We start from the raw sequence: 20279 nt of genomic DNA on the forward strand, positions 1-20279 counted from the left end.
CGCGGGGCCGGTGTGTGTCAATGAGCGGGGGTCCCTTAGCAGCCGGGTCTCAGTTGGCTATCCTGCACTTCGGCGGATCACCGGTCCGTCCGAGCTTCAGGGAGTCCACGGGGCTCCTCGGAAGGATGGCGACATGGACGGGCGCTGCAGGCTCCTCGGGGAGTCGCGCTTCAACTGCCGGAACCTGGCCGGGGCGGACGGGGTGCGTGGAGACTCGGGTGGGACGGAGGCCGTTCGGTGCGCTTGAAGCTGAAGCAGAAGGTGATGCTGTCCCCGGTGGCCGCGGCGGTGCTCCTCGTGGTCCTCGTCGTGGTGGCGCTGGCGGGCGGTCCGACGTGGCTGGTGGTCGTGCTGGCGCTCCTGGCGATGGGGACGACGGCGGGGCTCGCGTGGTGGCTGCACCGTGACCTGGCCGAGCCGCTGACGCGATTGGCCGAGGTGGCGCGGCGCATCGCGCATGACGGTGATTTGTCGCAGCCGCTGGAGCTGGGGCGGCAGGACGAGGTGGGCGAGCTGAGCCGGAGCCTGCAGGTGATGGCGGACCGGCTGCGCGACGTGCCGGCGACGCTGAAGTCCGTGGTGGAGGAGCTGTCCTCGGCGGCCACGCGGCTGACGCAGGCGAGCCAGGACCAGGTGAACTTCCTGACGAACCAGTCGCGCAGCCTCACCGAGGCGAGCACCACCATCGCCGAAATCGCGCAGACCTCCAGCATGGCCGCGAGCCGCGCGGAGATGGTGCTCAAGGTGGCCGCGCAGGCGGACCAGTTCAGCTCCTCCGGGCAGCACTCCATCGAGCAGAGCGCGGAGGGCATGCAGCAGATTCGCGAGCGCGTGGGCGCGCTGGTGGGCAGCATCGCGCACCTGAGCGACCAGGCCGTGCACGCCGGCGAAATCATCAGCAGCGTGAAGGATTTGGCGGACCAGTCCAACGTGCTCGCGCTCAACGCCGCCATCGAGGCCGCGCGCGCGGGCGAGGAGGGCCGGGGCTTCGCGGTGGTGGCGCGGGAGATGCGCGCGCTCAGCGGGCAGTCGCTCCAGAGCACCCAGCGCATCGGGAAGATCCTGCTCGAGATCAACCAGGCCATCCGCCAGACGACCTCCATCGCGGAGGGCGACAGCGAGAAGATGGAGCAGAACATCGAGCAGGTGCTGGCCTCGGCGAACTCGCTGAAGGAGATCACCACCGTGGTGCAGGAGAGCAGTCAGGCCGCGCGCCAGATTGTCGCCTCCGTCACCCAGCAGAACGCGGGCATCGCGCAGATGACCGAGGTGATGACGCAGCTGTCCTCGATGATGGCGGACGTGGTGACCTCCACCATGACGGCCGAGGAGGCCGTGACCCAAATCAACGCCACCCTGGGACGGCTCGAGTCGCTGTCCACGTCGTTCCGCGCGTAGCGTGCGTCGCTCCGGGCGGCCCCCTCGACGAGAGCGAGGTGAGGGCCGCCCGTCGAAGCCGCGTCACTCGCCCTGCATGAGCCCGGTGATGCGCCCGTCCTCGTGGACGGTGATGCGGCGGGCGGCGGGCTCGCGAGGCAGGCCCGGCATGGTGAGGATGTCGCCGGTGAGCGCGACCATGAAGCCCGCGCCCGCGGACAGGCGCACCTCGCGCACGGTGAGCGTGAAGCCGCGCGGCCGGCCCTGCTTCGTCGCGTCGTCGGAGAGTGACAGGTGCGTCTTGGCCATGCACACCGGCAGCTCCGCGCCGCCCAGCTCGCGCACGGTCTCCAGGTCCTTGCGCGCGGAGGCGGTGAAGGCCACGTCGTCCGCGCCGTACACGGTGCGGGCAATCGCGCGGACCTTCTCCTCGGGGGACTGCTTCACGTCGTAGAGGAAGCGCGGGGTGGGCGGAGACGCGTCCGTGCCGTCGAGCATCGCGAGCACCCGGTCCGCCAGCTCCAGCGAGCCCTCGCCGCCGCGCGTGAAGCCGTCACACACCGCCATCTCCACGCCGCGCTCCCGGCCGAAGGCGCGCAGGCCATCGAGTTCCTCCTGTGTGTCCTGGGGGAAGCGGTTGACGCAGATGACCGCGGGCAGGCCGAAGGCGCGCACCGATTCGAGGTGCTTGTCCAGGTGGTCGAAGCCTCGCGCGAGCGCCGCGCCGTCCGGCTCCGCGACGCGGGCGAGCGGGGTTCCGCCGTGGTACTTGAGCGCGCGCAGCGTGGCGACGAGGACGACGCCGCGCGGCCACAGGCCCGTGCTCCGGCACTTGATGTCGAGGAACTTCTCGGCGCCCAGGTCGAAGCCGAAGCCCGCCTCCGTGACGACTTCGTCCGCGTACGCGAGGCCCATGCGCGTGCCCACCACGGAGCTGCACCCGTGGGCGATGTTGCCGAACGGGCCCGCGTGCACGAGCGCGGGGCCGCCCTCTCGCGTCTGGACGAGGTTGGGCATCAGCGCGTCCTTGAGCAGGGCGACCATGGCCGCCGCCGCGTCCACGTCCCTGGCGCGCACGGGCTTGCCGTCCGGTGCGTGGCCCACGACGACGCGGCCCAGGCGCTCCTCCAGGTCCTTGAGGTTCTCGGCCAGGGCGAGGATGGCCATGACCTCGCTGGCGGCGGTGATGTCGAACGCGCCCTCGCGCGGCACGCCGTGCGCCTTGCCGCCCAGGCCCACGATGACGTTGCGCAGGAAGCGGTCGTTCATGTCCAGCGCGCGCCGCCAGCGCACCCGCGTCGAGTCGATGGCCGCCGGCTGGCCGTAGTACACGGCGTTGTCCACCAGCGCGGCGAGCAGGTTGTTGGCGCTGGTGATGGCGTGCAAATCACCCGTGAAGTGCAGGTTGATGTCCGCCGCGGGCTCCAGGCTGGCCTGCCCGCCGCCGGTGCCTCCGCCCTTCACGCCGAAGACGGGACCGAGGGACGGCTCGCGCAGCGCGGCCACGGCGCGGCGTCCCCGGCGACGCAGGCCCATGGCCAGCGCCACGGACATGGTCGTCTTGCCCTCGCCCGGAGGCGTGGGGTTGATGGCGGAGACGAGCACGAGGCGGCCTTGTCTTCCGCCCTGCTTGCCGAGTGCACCGAGGGAAACCTTGGCGCGGTTCGTGCCCCACGGGTGCACGTCGTCGGGGGACAGGCCCAGTTCGGCGCCCACTTCTGCGATGGGTCTCAGCTTCATGCAGGGGACTCTCGACGCGCGCGGGGCACGGGTCAACCGATGTGGTGTGGGCCCGTCCGGGGCGGGACGGATGTGGGCGCGGGAGGCCGCGCGCGGTGGGGCGGATGGGATGGCGCGATGACGTGGCCGTGTGGGGGCGCGTTGGGATGCGCGCCGTGGCACTTGCTCGTGAGGCGCCTGGCGCTGGTGGGCGAGCACCGCGACGCCGGGGTGTCGGCGCGGGGGGGGGGCTGGGGGGTCAGAGCCCTCGCGCAGTGGTGCGCTGGCGGGCCGTGCGCAGGTGCTTTCGCACCATGAGGGTGGAGAGCCCCACGCCGGTCGCCAGGACGAGCCAGGGCCAGGCTCCCGCGCTGGCCAGTCGTTGTGTCAGGTCTCCGAGCACGGTGCGCGGGAGTTGGGCCAGGAGCAGGAACGTCGCGGTGGCGAGAACGAAGAGGGCGAAGCCTCGGCGCAGGACTCCAGGGGCCACGCGTCCGGCGAATCTTCCACCGAGCATGCTCCCCACGAGGGCGATGGCGAGGACCTCGCCCGTGAGGCGCCAGGGGAGCTCCGCATGGCCCAGATGGCCGATGAGACCCGCGGCGCACTGGAGCGCGATGACCACCAGCGAGGTGGCGGTGGCCATCGGCGTGGACAGGCCGACCAGCGTGAGCGCGGGGACGATGAGGAAGCCGCCTCCCGCGCCCACGAGCCCTGAAAGGATTCCCACGCCCACTCCCTGCGCCACCACTCGCATCACGGAGACGGATGCGCCGCTCGCGATGCTCGCGGGATGTGGCTTCTCGGTGCGCCCCACGGAGGCGGGGAACCCGTTCGCGATGCTCGCGGGACGTGGCTTCTCGGCGTGCTCCATGGACACGGAGGGAGCGCTCTCGATGCTCGCGGGACGGGGCTTCTTGGTGTGCCCCATGGAGACGGAGGATTCGCTCTCGACACTCGTGGGACGACGTTTCTCGGTGGGCTGCGCGTGCTGGTCGGCAGCGAACGAGGTGCTCGGCTCGACTCGTCCGGAGGTCGCTCGTGCTTCCGAGAGGTCGGCCGTGACGTGGCCGCTCGTCACCGGCGTAGGTGCATCCGAGCGCAGCAGCATGGCGACCGAGGCCGCGACCATCACCCCCGCGAAGCACAGCAGCAACATCGTGGGCGACAGGAGCGGGTTGAGCTTTCCTCCCAGGAACGCCCCCGCCATCCCTCCCGCTCCGAACAGGAGCGCCGTGCGCCACCGCACCCGGCCCGCTCGCGCATGCAGCAGCGCGCCGCTCGCGCTCGTGACGCCCACCACCACCAGGGACATGGCGATGGCCGTGCGCGGCTCCACTCCCAGCACGTACACCAGGAGCGGCACCGTGAGGATGGAGCCCCCGCCTCCCAGCAACCCCAGCAACACTCCCACGAGCAACGCGCCCGCCATCCCCACGGCCCACATCATGGACGACTGCCTCCTCCAGGCTTCGCGACCGCGAGCAGGTCCCGGACCTCTCGCAGCGTCTTCTCGAACGCCGCCGCGTCTCCTCGCTCCTTCGGCGGCTCTGCCTGGAGCGCATCCAGCACCGCACCCAGTTCCTCGCGAGAGGGCTCCGGTGGCAGCGACTCCACCGCGGGCACGCGCATCCCCGTGAGCCTCGCGCGCAGGGTGTCTCCCACCTGCCCGAGGTTCGGGAGCGGCTCCGTCGTCAGTCGCACCACCGGCAGCGCATGCGCGTTCCACGCGAGCATCCCGCCCGCCAGGTTCATCACCCGCGTGAAGCCCATCGCCACCAACTGCGTGGCCGCCTTCGCGGACCTCGCACCCGAGCGACAGATGAGCAGCACCTCCGTGTCCCTCGGCCACAACGTCGCCGCCTCGCGCAGGGTGGCGAGCGGCGCCGGATGCACGCCCTCGAGGTGACCCAGAATCCCATCCAGCTCGACGGGCTCGCGCACGTCCACCAGGTGCAGCCCCGGGGGCCGCCCGGTCGCGAGCTGCTGGACGTCCACGTCGCGATAGCCCTCCGGCCGGGGAGGGGCGTTGTCGTAGGGGTGACTCAAGCTGCGGCTCCTTCGATTCGAGCAAAAGGGTCCCCGCTCCGCGTCCCTCGGGGGAGGCGGCTGGGGCTCTGGAAGTGGTGAGGGGTCACCTCACGCGGACGGTGACTGGGACTCCGCCGGGGCGGTGAGGCCGCAGGCGCGATTGGCCGGCACGGCCACGTCCAGCTTGCGCGGCGGCGGAATCTGGCGCGACTTCATGAAGTGCACGAAGTCGTCCCGCGTCCTGCCCGCGAGGCGTGGGTTGTGTCGCTTCTCCTCGCCCACCGAGGACGACGTGAAGCCCGCGTAGTCATGGGCGGGGAACACCTCCGTCGCGTCCGGCAGGACGAACAGCTCGCGGGTGATGGAGTCGTAGAGCTGCCCCGGGTCTCCATTCTGGAAGTCCGTGCGGCCCGTGCCGCGCACCAGCAGCGCGTCCCCCGTGAACAGTCGGCCGTCGCACAGGAAGCTCAGGCTGTCGTCGGTGTGACCCGGCGTCTCCAGGACGCGCAGCTCCAGCTGGCCCACCCGCACCACGTCGCCATGCTGGAGCTGCCGGTCGACACAGGGCGCGCCCTTCGCCGAGGCCATCACCCGGGCGCCCAGGCGCTCGCGCAGCTGCCCGGCGCCGGTGACGTGGTCCGCGTGCACGTGCGTCTCCAACACCACCACCAGCTTCAACCCCAGCTCCTCCAGCAGCCGGGTGTCCCGCTCCACCTGCTCCAACACGGGGTCGATGAGCACCGCCTCCCGCGTCGCCGGGTCCGCCAACAGGTAGGTATAGGTCGAGGACTCCGAGTCGAAGAGCTGCCGGAAGAGCATGTCCACTTCCCTCCTGGGTTGGTCGCAGCGCACGTCCAGCGGTACTGCGAGCCCCATGCCAGCGATGCGGCTCCGAGTGACGGCCCGAGCTCGCCGGTCGTTGCACCCACTTCGAGGAAACAGGTGAAACACCTGGGTGAAACGGCCGCCCTGGATTCGAGGACGGTCGCTCGCTCAGCGCGCAGCTTCGCCCAAGGTCCGCAGGCGGCGCCAGAGTGTCACGCGACTGACGCCAAGCAGTCGCGCGGCCTCGGAGCGATTGCCGCCCGCCCGGGCGAGGGCCGCGCGCACCTGCTCCTCGTCGAGCGTGGCGCCGGTCGTCGCCACGGGGAGGCGGGTGAGCGCCTTCGCCTCGGAGAACTCGGGGGGCAGGTCCACCTCGCGCAGCACCGGGCCCTCGCCGATGACGTAGGCGTACTCCATGACGTTGCGCAGCTCGCGCACGTTGCCGGGCCACCCGTGGGACTCGAGCAGCTTGCGCGCACCAGGCGCGATTCGCTCCACACGCCGCGTCCCCCGCTGGTGCAGCTCGTCGAGGAAGCGCAGTGCGAGCGGAAGAATGTCGCCCCGACGTTCTCTCAAGTTGGGGAGGAAGATGGGGACGACGCGCAGGCGGTACATGAGGTCCGCGCGGAAGCGGCCGGCCTCGACCTCGCGACGCAGCGCGCGGTGGGTGGCGGCGATGATGCGCACGTCCACGGGGACGGGGGCGCGGCCACCCACGGGGATGACGGTGCGCGTCTCGAGGACTCGCAGCATCTTCGCCTGGAGGTCGAGGGGGAGCTCCGCGACTTCATCGAGGAAGAGCGAGCCGCCGTGCGCGAGCCGGAAGTGCCCCGGGCTGTCTCGCACCGCGCCGGTGAAGGCGCCGCGCACGTGGCCGAAGAGTTCGCTCTCCAGGAGGTTGGGGGGGAGGGCCGCGCAGTTGATGGCTCGGAAGGGGCCCTTGCCGCGAGGGGACAGTTCGTGCAGCGCGTGCGCGATGTGCTCCTTGCCCGTGCCGGACTCGCCTCGCACGAGCACGCTCGATTCGGTGCGCGCGACCTTCTCGACGATGCGGAAGACGCGGCGCAGCTCCGCGTCCTGGGTCCACAGGCCGTGGAACACCTCGGCGCCCTCCAGGGCGGGAGGGGAGGTGTCCTGGCGGACGGTGAGCGCCCAGCCGTCCTTGCCGAGCGCTGTCGCGCGGACCCGGATGGTGCCTCCGGCGCGGAGCTTCGTGGTCGTCTCGCGTCCCGTGGTGAGGAGTGCGTCCAGGCGCTCGGCGTCACCCTGGAGGGAGAGCAGCTCCGTGAGCGGTGTGCCCTCGCGCACGGGGGCGCCGAGCTGGGACTCCAGCGCGGAGGTGGCGCCCACGACGCGGCGCTCCGCGTCCACGAGGAGGACGGCGCCCGCGAGCGCGTCGAGCGCGGACAGGGCGAGCCGAGACGGACGCTGCGGAGGGCGGGATGTGGGCATGCTCCGGGCTGCATAGCGCGGAGCGGGTTCGCGGGCACGCCCGTGGTGTCTCACGCCCGCCCGCGCAGCATGCCCTTCCAGTAGAGCTGCGGCAGGCCGTACTTCTTCATCAGCCACATGTCCCGTCGCTCCTGCATCGTGTCGATGAGCGGGAAGCTGGGCGTGGGCTTGCCGTCGTAGTCGAACTCCGCGAGCAGCAGCTTCCCGTAGCCCGTGGTCAGCGGACACGAGGCATACCCATCGTACCGCGCGGTGGGCGCACGGCCCGCCATGACGTCGCGCAGGTTGCGCACGAGCACCGGCGCCTGCTTGCGGATGGCGGCCCCCGTGCGACTCGTGGGCAGGTCCGACGCATCCCCGAGCGCGAAGACGTTCGGGAACACCGGGTGCTGGAGCGTGTGCTTGTCCGCGCGCACCCAGCCACTGCACGCCCCCTCGCGCGAGGTGAGCGGACTGTTCCGGATGAAGTCCGGCGCGCTCTGCGGCGGCGTGACGTGGAGCAGGTCGTAGCCCAGCGTGACGCGTGTCTTCTGCCCGTCCCGCATCGTCTCGAACGTCGCCTCTCGCCGCGCTCCATCCACCGCGACCAGGTCATGTCCGAAGTGCGTCTGGATGCCGTAGCGCTTCACCACGTCCTCCAGCACCCGCGCGAAGGGCTGCACCCCGAAGATGGCCTTCGCCCCCGAGCCGAACACCACCCGCGAGCGCTCCAGGATGCCCGTGCGTCGGAAGTGGTCGGCGGCCAGGTACATGATCTTCTGCGGCGCCCCCGCGCACTTCACCGGCGTGGCCGGATGCGTGAAGAGCGCCGTGCCGCCCTTGAACGCCTGGAGCATCCGCCACGTCTTGGGCGCGAGCCTCACGTCGTAGTTGCTGCTGACGTGCTCGGTCTCCAGCGCGTCGCGCAGACCCCGCACCTTGTCCCAGTCCAGCTGGATGCCCGGCGCCACCACCAGGAAGTCGTAGCCCACGCGCAGGCCGCCGCGCGTACGCACCTCCTGCCGGACGGGGTCCACCTCCTCCGCGGCGTCCTTCAGCCACTTCACGCCCCGGGGGATGAGGTCGGCCTCGTCGCGCACGGTGTCCTCGACGCGCGCCTCGCCCGCGCCCACCAACGTCCAGAGCGGCTGGTAGTAGTGACGCTCGGAGGGCTCCAGGATGGCCACGCCCTTCTGCCCCAGCCTCGCGAGCCGCGCCGCCACGCAGATGCCCGCCGTGCCTCCGCCGATGATGAGCACCCGGTGACGCTCGCTCACGGGTGCCACGTAAGGCATGGGCGTCGTCGCCGGGTCGGTGCAGCCGCAGTCCTCGCTCGCGTCCATCGTGCTCGCTCCCTGCCTGAGTGAAGTCGGCAGGGGGCCTTAGCAGGGCGCATGCCACCATCGTCCCCGAGTGCGGCCCGTGTGTGCGCTGGCGCGCGGCGCTGTTTCACACTGTTTCAGGGTGTTTCATGCAACACGGCCCGGAGGAGCGAGCGCCCTGGAGAGGACGTCCGCTCGACCGGGCCGTGGGGCTCCCGTCGTTGCGTGCGCTCGGAGCGCTACTTCCCGAAGATGCCGCGCAGGCGCTTCTTGGCTTCCTCTTCCGCGCGCTTCTTCGCCTCGGCCTCCAGGCGCTTCTTCTCCTCCTCGGCCTTGGCCTCCATCTCCTTGCGCTTCGCCTCGGCGTCGGCGCGCAGCTTCTCCTCGCCGCCCTCGATGGCCTGCTGCACCTGCTTGCCGCGCTCACCGCCGATGAGGTTGCCCGCGAGCGAGGACGCCGCCAGCTTCGCCAACGTCGTCACCGCCGGCTTCACGTCCACGCCCGTCACCTCGGGCTTCCACGCCGGACCCGTCAACTTCAGGCCCACCGGGATGTCCGACGGCGGCGTCACCTTGCCCAAGGTCAGCGTCTTCACCGTCGACGGCGTCAGCGCCACCGCGCCCGTGAGGTCCAGCGTGCCGTCCAGCTTGATGCCACCGTCGAAGCTCATCGCCGCCTCCGGCCGCGTCCACGTGATGGGCTTGGACAGCTGCGCGACGCCGTTCTTGATCTGCACGCCGAAGGGCAGGTTCTCGCTGAGCGACGTCACCTCGTTGCTCTTGAGCGCCTTGGAGGCGAAGGGGAGCGCCTTGGCGAGCGGCTCGGAGACGGACGACACCAGGTCCTTGCCCAGGAGCGTGCCGCCCAGGATGTTGCCGCTGATGCCGCCCAGCAGCGTCTCCTTGAGCTTCTCCGGCGTGTAGCCGATGCCCTTCACGTCCACGTTCCCGTTGAACGTGCCCGTCATCACCTTGCGCGGCGTGGCCTGCGCGATGGCGTCCGCCACCTGCACACCCTCCACCTTCACCTTCGCCTCGAACGGGCGCTGCGGCGCCGCGGGGCCCAGGCGGATGCTCGTCCCGTCAGCGACCACCTTCCCGCCGAACACCCCCGAGGAGAACTTCTCCACGGTGATGAGGTCGTCCGTCATCTTCACCACGCCGGTGACGTTGGTGAGGTCCATCTGCGTGTAGCGCAGCGTGCCCACCGCGAAGCGGAGGTCGCCCCGGTAGCCGTTGAAGCGCGCGGGGTCCTCGGGAGGCAGCTCCGCGGACCCGGGCGCGGGCACCGTGCCGCCGTTGCGCGCCGCCAGCTCCTGCTCGTCGAACAGCAGCGCGTCCGCGTCCAGCTTGTTCGCCTTCACGTCCGCGGAGAACGTCGTCGTCTGCTTCTTGCCCGTGCCCGCCGTCGCGAACGACGCGCTGCCCGTCACCGTGTCCTGGAGGAGATTCGCCGTCATCTTCGGCACGTCCACCTTCATGCCCACGCCGCCCTTGCCGGGCGCGTACGTGCCCGCCGCGGCTAGCTCCATCCGCTGGCCCGGGGCCTTGTCCACCAGCAGGCCCGGGCGCAGGTCCACGCCGGACAGGTCCGCCTTCGCGTCGAACCTCAGCGCGCCGCCGCTCGCCGCCGCGCCCGTGAGGCTGGCGGTGAGCTTCATGGCGCCGCCCGCGTCCTTGGTGAGCTGCGCGGGCACCCGCAGGCGCACCGGCGTCAGGTCCACCGACACGTTGATGGCCTGCGCGGCCTGTGTCCCGCTGGCGCGCACGTCCAGTCCGATGGGACCGGCAATCATCCCCTGGAGCTGCTTCTTCAGCGGCGGGTAGTACTCGGCGAGCACGGCCGGGTCCAGGTTGCGCCCCACCAGCTCGAAGCCCTCCACCGACGGCGTGTCCGACAGCATGCCCTTCACGCGGCCCTTGCCGGTGATGTTCGCCGGGCCCAGGTCCAGCTTCAGCTTGTCGAGCGACAAGTCCCCCGTGGCCAGGTCTCCGGCGACGTCCGTGTCGAGCACCACGTCCAGCGCCTTGCCACCCTCGGCGCCCGCGAAGCGCAGGCCCAGCGCGGAGATGGCGCCGACCAGCCGCGTGGGGCCCTTGCCACCGGGCACCGCGCCGCCGAGCTCCGCCTTCCAGTCCGCGTCCAGCGTGCCCGCCTGCAGGCCCACATCGGGCGGCAGGAAGGGACCCAGCGGGGACAGGTCAATCTTCTCCGCCTTGAGCGTCACGCGCTCCGGCGTGGGAATCAGCGTGGGCGGCAGCGGGGCCGCGTGCAGCGAGAGCTTCAGGTTCTGCTTCTCCGCGAGCACCGCCGCGGCCAGGTCCACCACCAGCGGCTTGCCGGCGCGCAAATCCTTCACCTCGACGTCCAGGTCCTTCACCGCCAGCTCGCGCGCGCCCTGTCCCCCGGCGCGGTCGACGAAGCGGATGGTGCCGTCGGTGAGCGCCGCGCGCTCCACGTGCACGCCGGACAGGTCCGTGGGCTTCGACTCCTCCTCGGGCTTCTCCTCCTCGGGAGGGGACTGCTCCTCCAGGCGCTGGAGCAGGCGCTGCACGTTGGTGGTGCCGTCGGCCAGGCGCACCACGTTGACGGTGAGTCCGGACACCTCGGCGTTCTTTACCTGGATGTCCTTGCCGCTCGAGGAGAGCAGCGGGCCCACGGCCACGCTGACGTCCACCTTGGCGAGCGTCGCGAGCGGCAGGTCCTCGCCCTCCGCGGCGCCGATGGAGACGTCCTTCACCACCGCGCCCACGCTGGGGAAGAGCTGGGTGGAGATGTCGCCGATTTCAATCGGGCGGCCCAGCTTCTGCGAATACGTGGCGGCCTGCTCCCTGGCCGTCTTCAGCAGGATGGCGTCGAGCCGCCAGAGCACCACGAGCACGGCGACGACGAGGAGCGCGAAGACTCCCCCGAGCACGTACGGCCAGCGGCGCTTCTTCTTCACGACGTCGGACATCGCTTGGTTCCTCCTCAGGTGAGCGGCCCCGGGTCTCGGCCCGGCGCGGAGCCTGGGCTCACGTCGGGACGCTTAGCCCAGCCCGGGGCGTGCCGCACGCGTCTGGCGCGGCCACGTATCGGGGTGGCTCGGCGGGGGCCTCATCTCATCCCGGGACGGTGGAGGGGGCTGGAAATGCACGCCGCCAGGGCGCGGGGCCCGTCCGGTCGTCCCGGGGGCGAGAGCGTCGGCGCCAGCCGGCCCTCTGGCGCCTCCTTGCCACCCAACACGCTCCAGGTATCCACGGGCGCGCCGCGAGGGAAGGGGTGTGCTCCCGCTTTCGAGGTGGGCAGAGGTGTTACCGCGAGGCCGCCTCCCAGGTGGTGGGGCTCGTCGAGGCAGGCATGGGGCGCTCACGGGCGGTGCGGACGCTCGTCTCGCGGGCCGGGCCCGCGTTGTGCCCGCCTCCGTGGGGGCCCAGCTTCGACGAAGAGGGGCTGGGGTCGGGCAGGGGCGGGGCGCATGGCACGGAGGTGACGCACATGGCGGGCGCACAGGCGTTTGCGCGGGCGGAGGCACGGCCGGGGCAAGGGATGCGGGCCCGGCCGCGAGAGGCCTTGCCCCTGCGCGGACGGGTGCGTCACCAGTCCTGGATTCCGCCCGTCGTGGGAGCCGCTCTCGGCGCCTGTCTGGCCGTGCTCCTGGTGGAGCCCTCCCCGACCCTCCTGCCCCGCCTGCTGAGTGGCGCGGCCTGGCGGGCCACGGCCGCCGAGGCGCGCGGCATGCTCTCCGCGGTGCTGGGCATCGCGCTGACCTCGCTGAGCATCGTGCTGTCCTTGTCCATGCTCGTGGTGCAGAACGCCGCGGGGCAGTATTCGCCACGTCTATTGCGTCTGTATCTGCATGGCACTGGTATCCGCGTGGTCATCCCGGTGTTCGTGGCCACGAGCGTCTTCTGCCTCGTGGCGGCGCATGAGTTCGGGTTCGTCTCGGGGCTGGAGCGCATGCCGCGACCGGCGCTCGCCCTGGCCATGCTGCTGCTCATCGCCTGCGAGGGGGCGCTCGTCTTCCAGGTGCTCCAGACCTTCCAGCTCATGCGCGTGGAGAACCTGGTCCGGCGGGTGCGTCAGGAGACGCTGACGGTCGCGCGCGAGCTCGAGCGGTTCCGCGAGGGGGACCTGGAGGCGCCACCTCCCGCGCGTGTTCGCGCGGCGGTGGCGATGCCGCTGCGAAGCCCTGGTGACGGCTTCATCGCCGCCGTCGATGCGAAGGCCCTGCTGGAGGTGGCGACGACGAAGCGCTGGGTCATCCATCTGGAGCGCGCCATCGGCGAGCCGGTGATTCGGGGGGAGCAGGTCGGCCAGGTCGAGGTGGAGCCTGCCCGAGGGCCCCCCTCGCGGCGGGAGCTGGTGGAGGCGATGGGCCGCGCCATCCGCCTGGACCACTGGCGGGACGAGGACCGGGACATTGCCCTGGGCGTGCGGCAGCTGGTGGACGTGGCCCTCAAGGCCTTGTCCCCTGGCGTCAATGACCCGTACACCGCCGTCGAGGCGCTGGACCAGCTCACGTTCCTCCTGTGCGAGCTGAGCCCGATGCGCCTGGGGCCCCGGGTGCTGGCGGACGACGCCGGGACGCCGCGCGTGTTCCTGCACGGCCCCACGCTGCGGGACTACCTGGCGTCGGTCGCGGAGCCGCTCCTGCGTTATGGCGCCTCGGAGCCCACCGTGGCGCTGCGGCTCATGCGCCTGGCCGCGGCCGTGGGGCAGCGCGCGCGGGACGCGGAGGACCGGTCCGCGGCGCGTGAGCTGCTGCGCTCCATCCCGACCGTCGCGGAGCGGGCGGCGGGACAGGGCATCGGGGTGGGCCCGCTGCTTCAGCGTCACGCCGAGGCGCTGGAGCGGGCGCTCGACGGAGGGCCCATGCCACCGCTTCCGGCCATCGGTTTCTGAGCGGGCGCGCGAGGAGTCAGGGATGGCGGCCGAGTTCGGGAGTGGAGAGATTCTGGTCCGGCTGCTCGTGGCCGGGGGGGCCGGCATCGTCCTGGGGCTGCCGTACCGCAAGCGGCCGGGCGGGGTCCGGACGCACTACCTGGTGACGTTGGGCGCCGCCCTCTTCTGCACCTCCGGGGCGAACCTGATGGCGACCCCCGGGGAGGCGCTGCGCATCATCCAGGGCGTGGCCTCCGGCATCGGGTTCGTGGGCGCGGCGAGCGTGCTCAAGCGGGGGAGCGCCATCTTCGGCATCACGACGGCCGCCTCCATCTGGATTGCCGCGGCGGTGGGCTGTGAGGCCGCGTTGGGCAACCCGTTGCTCGCCGCTTGCGTGGCGCCCGGCATCTCCGTGACGAGCTGGCTGGTGGGGCTGCTGGAGATTCGCGTCTTCCACCGCCGCAGAATCATGCGCGAGCTGCGTGGGGAGCAGAAGGAGGACCCGCCGCGCTGAGCCGCCGTCACTTCGGAGGGCCGTGGGACGTGTCGAGCCGCGCGAGGGTGCGACGCAGCTGCTCCAGCCGTCGGCGCTCCGCCTCATCCTCCGAGGAGTCGTGTGCCTCATCGACGAGCTCGCCCAGGCGGTGGAGCCCATCCCGGATGAGGGCCCACTCCTCCTCCGAGTGGTGGGCCCTGCGGGTGAGGTACTCGATGACGCCGTTGAGCGTCTGCGGCTGGAGGTCCCCGTCGCCCAGGCGGTCCGTCACCCCGGTCCTGTCCAGCAGGGCCTGGGTGGGCGCGAGCACGCGGGACAACATCAGCGTGATGTCGCGCTGGTCGAGCGACTCCTTCAGCTCACCGAGCATGTCCGCGCCGGGCACGTCCAGGTCCGCCGTCACCTCCAGGTCCAGCAGCACCGTGTGCACGGGCGCGCTCGACTGGTCCACGTGCGCGATGACGGCGTCGCGCAGCGCGGTGGCGTTGGCGAAGAAGATGCCCTCGTTCGGCCGGAGTATCAGCAGGCCCGGGACGCGCAAGGGCGCCGGGCGGCGGTGGATGTCGGCGAAGTCCAGGGTGCCCGGGACGCGGCCCAGCTCGCTCAGCCGGGGCTGGCTCGCCCGCCACACGAGGAAGGCCGCCGAGAGCCCCACCGACACCATCAACCCGGGGAGCACGTCGAGCACGAGGACGCTCAGCAGCGCGCCCATGGCCAGCAGGAAGTCGGTGCGGCGCAGCGCGAAGAGGCGGCGCAGCTGCTTCACGTCCATCATCCCCGCGGTGGCCAGGACCACGATGGCGGCCAGGGTGGCCTCCGGCAGCGTGCGGAACAGGGGCGTGAAGAAGAGCGCCACCAGCGCGAGCAGGGCCGCGGCGAGCAGGCTGGGCATCTGCGTGCGCGCGCCGGCCGCGTCGTTGGCCGCGGACTTCGAGAGGCTGCAGCCCACCGAGAGCCCGCGGAAGAGCCCGGCGCCCAGGTTGGCCGCGCCCAGGCCGATGAGCTCCTGGTTCGCGTCCACCTCGTAGCGGTGCTTCGACGCGAGCACGCGCGCGGGGCCGATGGCCTCCGCGAAGGTGACCAGCGCGATGCCGCACGCGCCCGGCAGCAGGCCCAGCAGGTCCTTCAAGCCGACGTCGGGAATCGCGGGACCGGAGAGGCCCGAGGGGATGTCGCCCACCACCTTCACGCCGTGGCTTTGGAGTCCCAGCAGGCCGATGCACGCGGTGCCCAGCACGAGCACCACGAGGGACGCGGGCAGCTTCGGCACCCAGCGGCCCAGCACGAGCAACAGCCCCAGGCTCACCGCGCCGACGACGAGCGTGAGCGGGTGTGTCTGCGGCAGGTGGGTGACGAGGTCCCAGAGCCGCTCGAAGAAGTTGCCGCTCCCGGCCTGGATGCCGAGCAGCTTGGGCACCTGCTTGATGGCGATGACGAGCGCGAGCCCGAAGACGAAGCCCGTGAGGAGTGAGTCGGAGAAGAACTGGGCGATGCGGCCCAGCTTGAGCACGCCGGCCAGGATGGAGATGACCCCGGCGAGCATCGCGAGCGCGGCCGTCAGCGCGATGAAGCGCGGGGTGCCGCTCTCGGCGAGGCTCGCCACCGTGGACGCGGAGAGCACGGCCACCGTGGCGGAGATGGCGACGACGAGCTGGCGCGACGTGCCCAGCAGGGCGTAGAGCACCAGCGCCACCGGGCCGGCGTAGAAGGCGGCTTGCGGTGGGACGCCCGCCAGCTCCGCGTAGGCCATGGCCTCCGGTATCTGCAGCGCGGTGATGGTGAGCGCCGCCACCAGGTCGCGCTTGAGCGAGCTGGGGCGCCACGCGGGGAGCCAGGTGAGGAAGGGCAGGTGGCGGGCGAGAGGGCGCGCGTGGGAGGTGTGTCGCTGAGGATGCGTGGACATGCGGCGGCCCTCCGGCCCATCGGGTCCCCGCACATTGGAGAGCGCACCCCTCGCGGGCATCGCCCGATGGGACGGGGCGGCCAGGGAGCCGGGTGGGCGCGAGCGCTCAGGTGGCGCGCGCGCCCGGGGCTGCGCCGGGCTTGTGGAGCAGCGGGCGGACCGCCGAGAAGACCTGGTCCCGCACCCACCGGTGCGCGGCGTCGTGCTGGAAGCGCTCGTGCCACTGCATGGCGAAGCGGACGCGCGGCAGGGCGATGGGAGGTGGGCAGGTCTCCAGGTCCAGCGCGCGGATGGCGTCAGCGAAGAGCGGCATGGGGACGTTCATCAGCAGGTCCGAGTGGGCCAGCGCCTGGAGTCCGGAGAGGAACGACGGCGCCTCCAGGGCGACGTGCCGCCGCAGCCCCTGGCGCGCGAGCAGCTCCGCCAGGGGGTTGACCCGCTCGCCGCCGACATGGACGACGACGTGCCCGTGGGCCAGCCAGCGCGAGAGCGTCAGGCGCTGGCGCAGCGCCGGGTGGCCTCGGCGTCCGACGACGGCGAACCGTGGCTCGGCCAGCAGTCGCGCGTGGGTGGTGGCGTCCGCGAAGTGCGAGGGCGCGAGCGCGAGGCACAGCGGGCCCTCGGCGAGCAGTCGCGGCAGCTCCGGAGACAGGGGCCGCGCGCGCAGGCTCAGCCCTGGGGCCGTTCGCTGGAGGGCGGCGAGGAGGTTCGAGAGCACGGGGACGAACAGGTCCGGCATCACCAGCGTCAGCGCCCCGGTGTACGTCGCCGGGTCGAACGCCGCCGGGAGGCTCACGGCGGCCTCGAGCGCCCGGAGGGCCTCGGTGAGCCGGGGGGCGATGGCCTCCGCGCGCGGCGTGGGCACGAGCCCCGGGCCCGAGCGCACCAGCAAGGGGTCACCCAGCGACTCGCGCAGGCGCCGCAGCCGATGGCTCAGGGAGGACTGGCTGATGCCGAGGCGCCGGGCGGCGCGCGTGACGTGCCGCTCCTCCAGCAGGACCTGCAGCGCGTGGAGGTGCGAGGGGTCGAGGCGGTCGAAGCGCATCATCGAATGATGCCATGATGCTCATGTCGGAGATGAAGCAGCGCGATGGAGCCCCGCGTCGCTAGGTTGCGCGAATGGACTCCAACAAGCGCTCCCGTCTCCAGGTCGGCGAGGTCATCGCCCCCTTCCTCGTCACCACGCTCACCCAGGGCTCGCTGGAGCTCCCGCTGCGGAGCGCCGGCGCGCTCACGCACCTGCAGTTCCGGCGGTTCGCGGGCTGCCCCATCTGCAACCTGCACGTGCGCAGGTTCGCCGCCGCCCGGGAGCGGCTGGAGGCGGAGGGGGTCCACCCGGTGGCGTTCTTCCACTCCACCGAGGCGTCCATGCGCCCCTATCAGGGGGACCTGCCCTTCCCCGTGGTGCCGGACCCGGAGCGTCGTTGGTACCGACACTTCGGGGTGGAGCAGTCCCGGGTCTCAGCGCTCCATCCGCGGGCCATGCTGGCGGCCGTGAAGGGGCTGGCCTCCGTCCCCTCGAATCCCTTCGCGGGGGAAGGCGGGGCCCAGGGGCTGCCCGCGGACTTCCTCCTGGATGCCACGGGGCGGGTGCTCGCCCTCCATCGGGGACGCCACGCGGATGACCACTGGGAGGTGGAGGACGTGCTCGCGCTCGCGCGGACCGCGAGGGGCCAGGAGGCTCGCGCCTCGTGAGGGGCTCACTTCGTCGTCACGACGAGAACGCATCCTGACACGCGAGCGTCCGCCGCACGACGGACCCACGGGCGCGGACACGCAAGGGTGATTCACCACACGGTCAACCGTGACCTCGGGGGCGACGTGGCGGGTTGAGCGCAGGACGGCCTCCGACGTCTGCCCTTGTTTCCGCCTACCCCTTCCGGCGCACAGTGCGGACACTGGGGCCCGTCAATCTCGATGAGAGCCCTCATGCGTATCCGTGTCGCCGTCGTCCTGCTGGCCAGTGTCTGCGCGTGTGCCTCGCGCCCGAAGGAAGGAAGGGATGCGTCCTCCCTCCCCACGCCCTCGCACGCGGCCACCACCGCCTACTCCCACTTCATCCGCGAGTACCTCGACTGGTTCTCCGCCGCCAACCCCGTGCGCGCCACGCGCCTGGGCTTCCACAAGCACGACGCCCACCTGCAGGACGTCTCGCAGGTCGCGCTCGACCGGAAGGCGGAGGCGCTGCGCGGCTGGCTCACCCGGCTGGAGCAGGTGAACTGCTCGGCCCTCACCGGTGACGACGCCGTCGACGGCGTGGTGCTGGAGAACGCCATCCGCGCGGAGCTGCTGGAGCTGGAGGAGGAGCGCGTCTGGCGCCGCAACCCGGGCGCCTACGTGGGGCTCGTCTCCGGTGGACTGTCCAGCCTGTCCTCGCGCGACTTCGCGCCCCTGTCCGAGCGGATGATGGACATGCGCTCGCGCATGAACGACATCCCCCGCGTGCTCGAGGCCGCCAAGGCGAACCTCCAGGACGTGCCCCGCCTGTGGGCCGAGCAGGCCATCCGCGACGCGCGCGGCACCCAGGTGTACCTGCGCGTGGACCTGCCTCGCGCGCTCGAGGCCCAGGGCGCCGACAAGCTGCCCCCCGCTGAGCGCCAGGAGTTCGACGCCGCGCGCGCCAAGGCGCTCGAGCAGATGGAGGCCTTCACCGCGTGGCTGGAGCGGGATTTGCTCCCCCGCGCCACCGGTGACTTCCGCCTGGGCCGCGAGCGGTTCGAGAAGAAGCTGGCCCTGGAGGAGCACATCACGCTGAACGCGGACCAGCTGCGCGACATCAACGAGCGGGCCATCCGCGAGTACCAGGCCTGGGTGGCGCGCGAGACGGCCAAGGTGGACCCGACGAAGTCCCCCGCGGAGGTGATGGCCGCCCTGGTGAAGGACCACCCGCAGGCCGAGGAGCTCATCCCCCTGGCGCGCCAGCAGCTGGTGGAGCTGCAGCGCTTCGTGCGGGAGAAGGACATCCTCACGCTGCCCTCGGACTCGCTGCCGTCCGTGCGCGAGACGCCCCCGTACGAACGGCTGGGCTTCGCGTCCATGGACACGCCGGGCCCCTTCGAGAGCAAGGCCCAGGAGGCCTACTACAACATCACCAACGTGGAGGCGGAGTGGTCCACCGAGGAGAAGGCGCAGCACCTGACGTACTTCAACCGCGCGGGCCTGCTGGGCATCACCGTGCACGAGGCCATGCCCGGCCACTTCGTGCAGCTGCTCTACGGGGCGAAGATTCCCACCGACGTGCGCAAGGTCTTCACCCCCGCCTCCGTGGTGGAGGGCTGGGCCCACTACGCCGAGCAGATGATGGTGGACGAGGGCCTGGGCCAGGGTGACCCGGCGGTGCGCCTGGGCCAGCTGCGCCGCGCGCTCCAGCGTCACGCGCGCTGGTACGCCGCGCTCGCGCTGCACGTGTACAACGAGCCGGTGGAGGCCGTGGCGAAGCGCTACGCGGAGATTGCCTACTTCGAGCCCTTCCCCGCGCTGCGCGAGGTGGAGCGCGGCACCTCCAACCCCACGTACCTGTACTACGCGCTGGGCCGGATGCAGATTCTGAAGCTGCGCGAGGACTACAAGAAGCACTTGGAGGCGAGCGGCAAGAAGTTCGTGCTGAAGGACTTCCACGACCGCTTCCTGCAGCTGGGCCTGCCCGTGTCGCTCGCGCGCAAGGTGCTCATCCCCGGCGACGAGGCTCCGTCGCTGGAGTAGCCGAGCACCCGCGCCCGACGCCTCGCGCGACTACAGCTCGATGACGTCCTCGGGCGTCTGGGGCGTGTCGCGCGAGGACAGGCCCTCGATGGTGAAGCCCCGGGGCGCGCGGATGGACGCCCCGTGGTTGGGGTCCAGGTACATGCGCACCGGGAGCCCCAGCCCGTCGTAGCTCACCTCGAACATCACCAGGTCCGCGTACTCCCGCGAGGGGCCCTCATCACACGGCCCCAGTCGCTTCCAGGCCACGCGCTGTCCCTGGGGGCCGCGCAGCAGCTCGAAGAAGGCCAGGATGCCCGGGTTGCCCCAGCCCACCCGCACCGGGTCCTCCGCGCGGTAGCCGTAGGTGCCTCCCTCGTCCGGGAAGGTCGCGACGGGCGCGGCCTCCTGCCGGGGGGCCCTCACCACCGAGGGCCTCGACGAGGAACACGCCGAAAGCGCCAGCAACCCGACACACGCGATTCGCAGTGACACCATTGCACCCACCTCCTCCACGCCACCCGCGGCGAAGGTGTGGCCGGTGTCCGGCGCGTGCACGGCCTTCCCCCCGCGTTCCGTCGTCCAGTCGACGCTCCCACGCCCTGGCGGCGGGCCCCCGCCCGCCCGAGC

General features: G+C 71.8%; 15 protein-coding genes. 5 read left to right on the forward strand and 10 right to left on the reverse strand.

From position 1 onward, the window contains the following. The first annotated feature begins 237 nt into the window (after positions 1 to 237). The gene (locus K8625_RS05655) at positions 238 to 1398 is read left to right on the forward strand and encodes a methyl-accepting chemotaxis protein (RefSeq protein ID WP_223782074.1); all 1161 of its coding nucleotides are present in this window, start codon (positions 238 to 240) and stop codon (positions 1396 to 1398) included. A gap of 63 nt (positions 1399 to 1461) precedes the next feature. Here the strand turns inward: K8625_RS05655 and K8625_RS05660 are convergent, their stop codons facing one another. From K8625_RS05660 to K8625_RS05690, 7 genes are all read right to left on the reverse strand, one after another. Next, positions 1462 to 3117, reverse strand: a complete 1656-nt coding sequence (locus K8625_RS05660; RefSeq protein ID WP_223782075.1) for a formate--tetrahydrofolate ligase — start codon at positions 3115 to 3117, stop codon at positions 1462 to 1464. 238 nt (positions 3118 to 3355) lie between these two features. Then, a complete protein-coding gene (locus K8625_RS05665; RefSeq protein WP_223752089.1) occupies positions 3356 to 4546 on the reverse strand; it encodes a sulfite exporter TauE/SafE family protein in 1191 nt (396 codons plus the stop codon). Beyond that, positions 4543 to 5145, reverse strand: a complete 603-nt coding sequence (locus K8625_RS05670; protein ID WP_223782076.1) for a rhodanese-like domain-containing protein — start codon at positions 5143 to 5145, stop codon at positions 4543 to 4545. The genes K8625_RS05665 and K8625_RS05670 overlap by 4 nt, the downstream gene beginning before the upstream one ends. A gap of 90 nt (positions 5146 to 5235) precedes the next feature. Next, a complete protein-coding gene (locus K8625_RS05675; protein WP_141332008.1) occupies positions 5236 to 5946 on the reverse strand; it encodes an MBL fold metallo-hydrolase in 711 nt (236 codons plus the stop codon). A gap of 174 nt (positions 5947 to 6120) precedes the next feature. Beyond that, positions 6121 to 7404 carry a sigma-54-dependent Fis family transcriptional regulator gene (locus tag K8625_RS05680; protein WP_223782077.1) on the reverse strand — a complete coding sequence of 428 codons (1284 nt, stop codon included), beginning with the start codon at positions 7402 to 7404 and terminating at the stop codon, positions 6121 to 6123. Positions 7405 to 7454: 50 nt separating this feature from the next. Further along, the gene (locus K8625_RS05685; RefSeq protein ID WP_223782078.1) at positions 7455 to 8726 is read right to left on the reverse strand and encodes an FAD/NAD(P)-binding oxidoreductase; all 1272 of its coding nucleotides are present in this window, start codon (positions 8724 to 8726) and stop codon (positions 7455 to 7457) included. Positions 8727 to 8944: 218 nt separating this feature from the next. Then, complete coding sequence (locus tag K8625_RS05690) at positions 8945 to 11662, reverse strand: AsmA family protein (protein WP_223782079.1); 2718 nt, start codon at positions 11660 to 11662, stop codon at positions 8945 to 8947. 572 nt (positions 11663 to 12234) lie between these two features. On the opposite strand from K8625_RS05690, the gene K8625_RS05695 reads away from it, so the two are divergent. Both K8625_RS05695 and K8625_RS05700 read left to right on the forward strand, forming a co-directional pair. Next, entirely contained in the window at positions 12235 to 13590 is a 1356-nt protein-coding gene (locus K8625_RS05695) for a DUF2254 domain-containing protein (RefSeq protein ID WP_223782491.1), read from the forward strand. A 22-nt stretch (positions 13591 to 13612) separates the two neighbouring features. Beyond that, positions 13613 to 14083 (forward strand): MgtC/SapB family protein, encoded by a 471-nt coding sequence (locus K8625_RS05700; RefSeq protein ID WP_223752083.1) that lies wholly within the window; start codon positions 13613 to 13615, stop codon positions 14081 to 14083. A gap of 7 nt (positions 14084 to 14090) precedes the next feature. On the opposite strand, the gene K8625_RS05705 is transcribed toward K8625_RS05700, so the two are convergent. Beyond that, on the reverse strand, positions 14091 to 15968 hold the full coding sequence (locus K8625_RS05705; protein WP_223782080.1) for a SulP family inorganic anion transporter: 1878 nt from the start codon (positions 15966 to 15968) through the stop codon (positions 14091 to 14093). A gap of 106 nt (positions 15969 to 16074) precedes the next feature. Further along, positions 16075 to 17016, reverse strand: a complete 942-nt coding sequence (locus K8625_RS05710) for a LysR family transcriptional regulator (protein WP_223782081.1) — start codon at positions 17014 to 17016, stop codon at positions 16075 to 16077. A 71-nt stretch (positions 17017 to 17087) separates the two neighbouring features. On the opposite strand from K8625_RS05710, the gene K8625_RS05715 reads away from it, so the two are divergent. Both K8625_RS05715 and K8625_RS05720 read left to right on the forward strand, forming a co-directional pair. Next, complete coding sequence (locus K8625_RS05715; RefSeq protein WP_223782082.1) at positions 17088 to 17663, forward strand: peroxiredoxin-like family protein; 576 nt, start codon at positions 17088 to 17090, stop codon at positions 17661 to 17663. Positions 17664 to 17897: 234 nt separating this feature from the next. Next, a complete protein-coding gene (locus tag K8625_RS05720; protein ID WP_223782083.1) occupies positions 17898 to 19670 on the forward strand; it encodes a DUF885 domain-containing protein in 1773 nt (590 codons plus the stop codon). A gap of 30 nt (positions 19671 to 19700) precedes the next feature. Here K8625_RS05720 and K8625_RS05725 read toward each other — a convergent pair whose 3' ends face one another. After that, complete coding sequence (locus K8625_RS05725) at positions 19701 to 20147, reverse strand: fibril protein (RefSeq protein WP_223752078.1); 447 nt, start codon at positions 20145 to 20147, stop codon at positions 19701 to 19703. Positions 20148 to 20279 lie beyond the last annotated feature (132 nt).

The organism is Myxococcus sp. AS-1-15 (assembly GCF_020037055.1).
Taxonomy (GTDB): domain Bacteria; phylum Myxococcota; class Myxococcia; order Myxococcales; family Myxococcaceae; genus Myxococcus; species Myxococcus fulvus.

Excerpts from the sequence above, each read along its gene's own strand:
- K8625_RS05660 (WP_223782075.1), bottom strand. The coding sequence starts at position 3,117 with ATGAAGCTGAGACCCATCGCAGAAGTGGGCGCCGAACTGGGCCTGTCC.
- K8625_RS05665 (WP_223752089.1), bottom strand. The coding sequence starts at position 4,546 with ATGATGTGGGCCGTGGGGATGGCGGGCGCGTTGCTCGTGGGAGTGTTG.
- K8625_RS05675 (WP_141332008.1), bottom strand. The coding sequence starts at position 5,946 with ATGCTCTTCCGGCAGCTCTTCGACTCGGAGTCCTCGACCTATACCTAC.
- K8625_RS05680 (WP_223782077.1), bottom strand. The coding sequence starts at position 7,404 with ATGCCCACATCCCGCCCTCCGCAGCGTCCGTCTCGGCTCGCCCTGTCC.
- K8625_RS05685 (WP_223782078.1), bottom strand. The coding sequence starts at position 8,726 with ATGGACGCGAGCGAGGACTGCGGCTGCACCGACCCGGCGACGACGCCC.
- K8625_RS05690 (WP_223782079.1), bottom strand. The coding sequence starts at position 11,662 with ATGTCCGACGTCGTGAAGAAGAAGCGCCGCTGGCCGTACGTGCTCGGG.
- K8625_RS05695 (WP_223782491.1), top strand. The coding sequence starts at position 12,235 with ATGCGGGCCCGGCCGCGAGAGGCCTTGCCCCTGCGCGGACGGGTGCGT.
- K8625_RS05700 (WP_223752083.1), top strand. The coding sequence starts at position 13,613 with ATGGCGGCCGAGTTCGGGAGTGGAGAGATTCTGGTCCGGCTGCTCGTG.
- K8625_RS05705 (WP_223782080.1), bottom strand. The coding sequence starts at position 15,968 with ATGTCCACGCATCCTCAGCGACACACCTCCCACGCGCGCCCTCTCGCC.
- K8625_RS05710 (WP_223782081.1), bottom strand. The coding sequence starts at position 17,016 with ATGATGCGCTTCGACCGCCTCGACCCCTCGCACCTCCACGCGCTGCAG.
- K8625_RS05715 (WP_223782082.1), top strand. The coding sequence starts at position 17,088 with ATGGACTCCAACAAGCGCTCCCGTCTCCAGGTCGGCGAGGTCATCGCC.
- K8625_RS05720 (WP_223782083.1), top strand. The coding sequence starts at position 17,898 with ATGCGTATCCGTGTCGCCGTCGTCCTGCTGGCCAGTGTCTGCGCGTGT.
- K8625_RS05725 (WP_223752078.1), bottom strand. The coding sequence starts at position 20,147 with ATGGTGTCACTGCGAATCGCGTGTGTCGGGTTGCTGGCGCTTTCGGCG.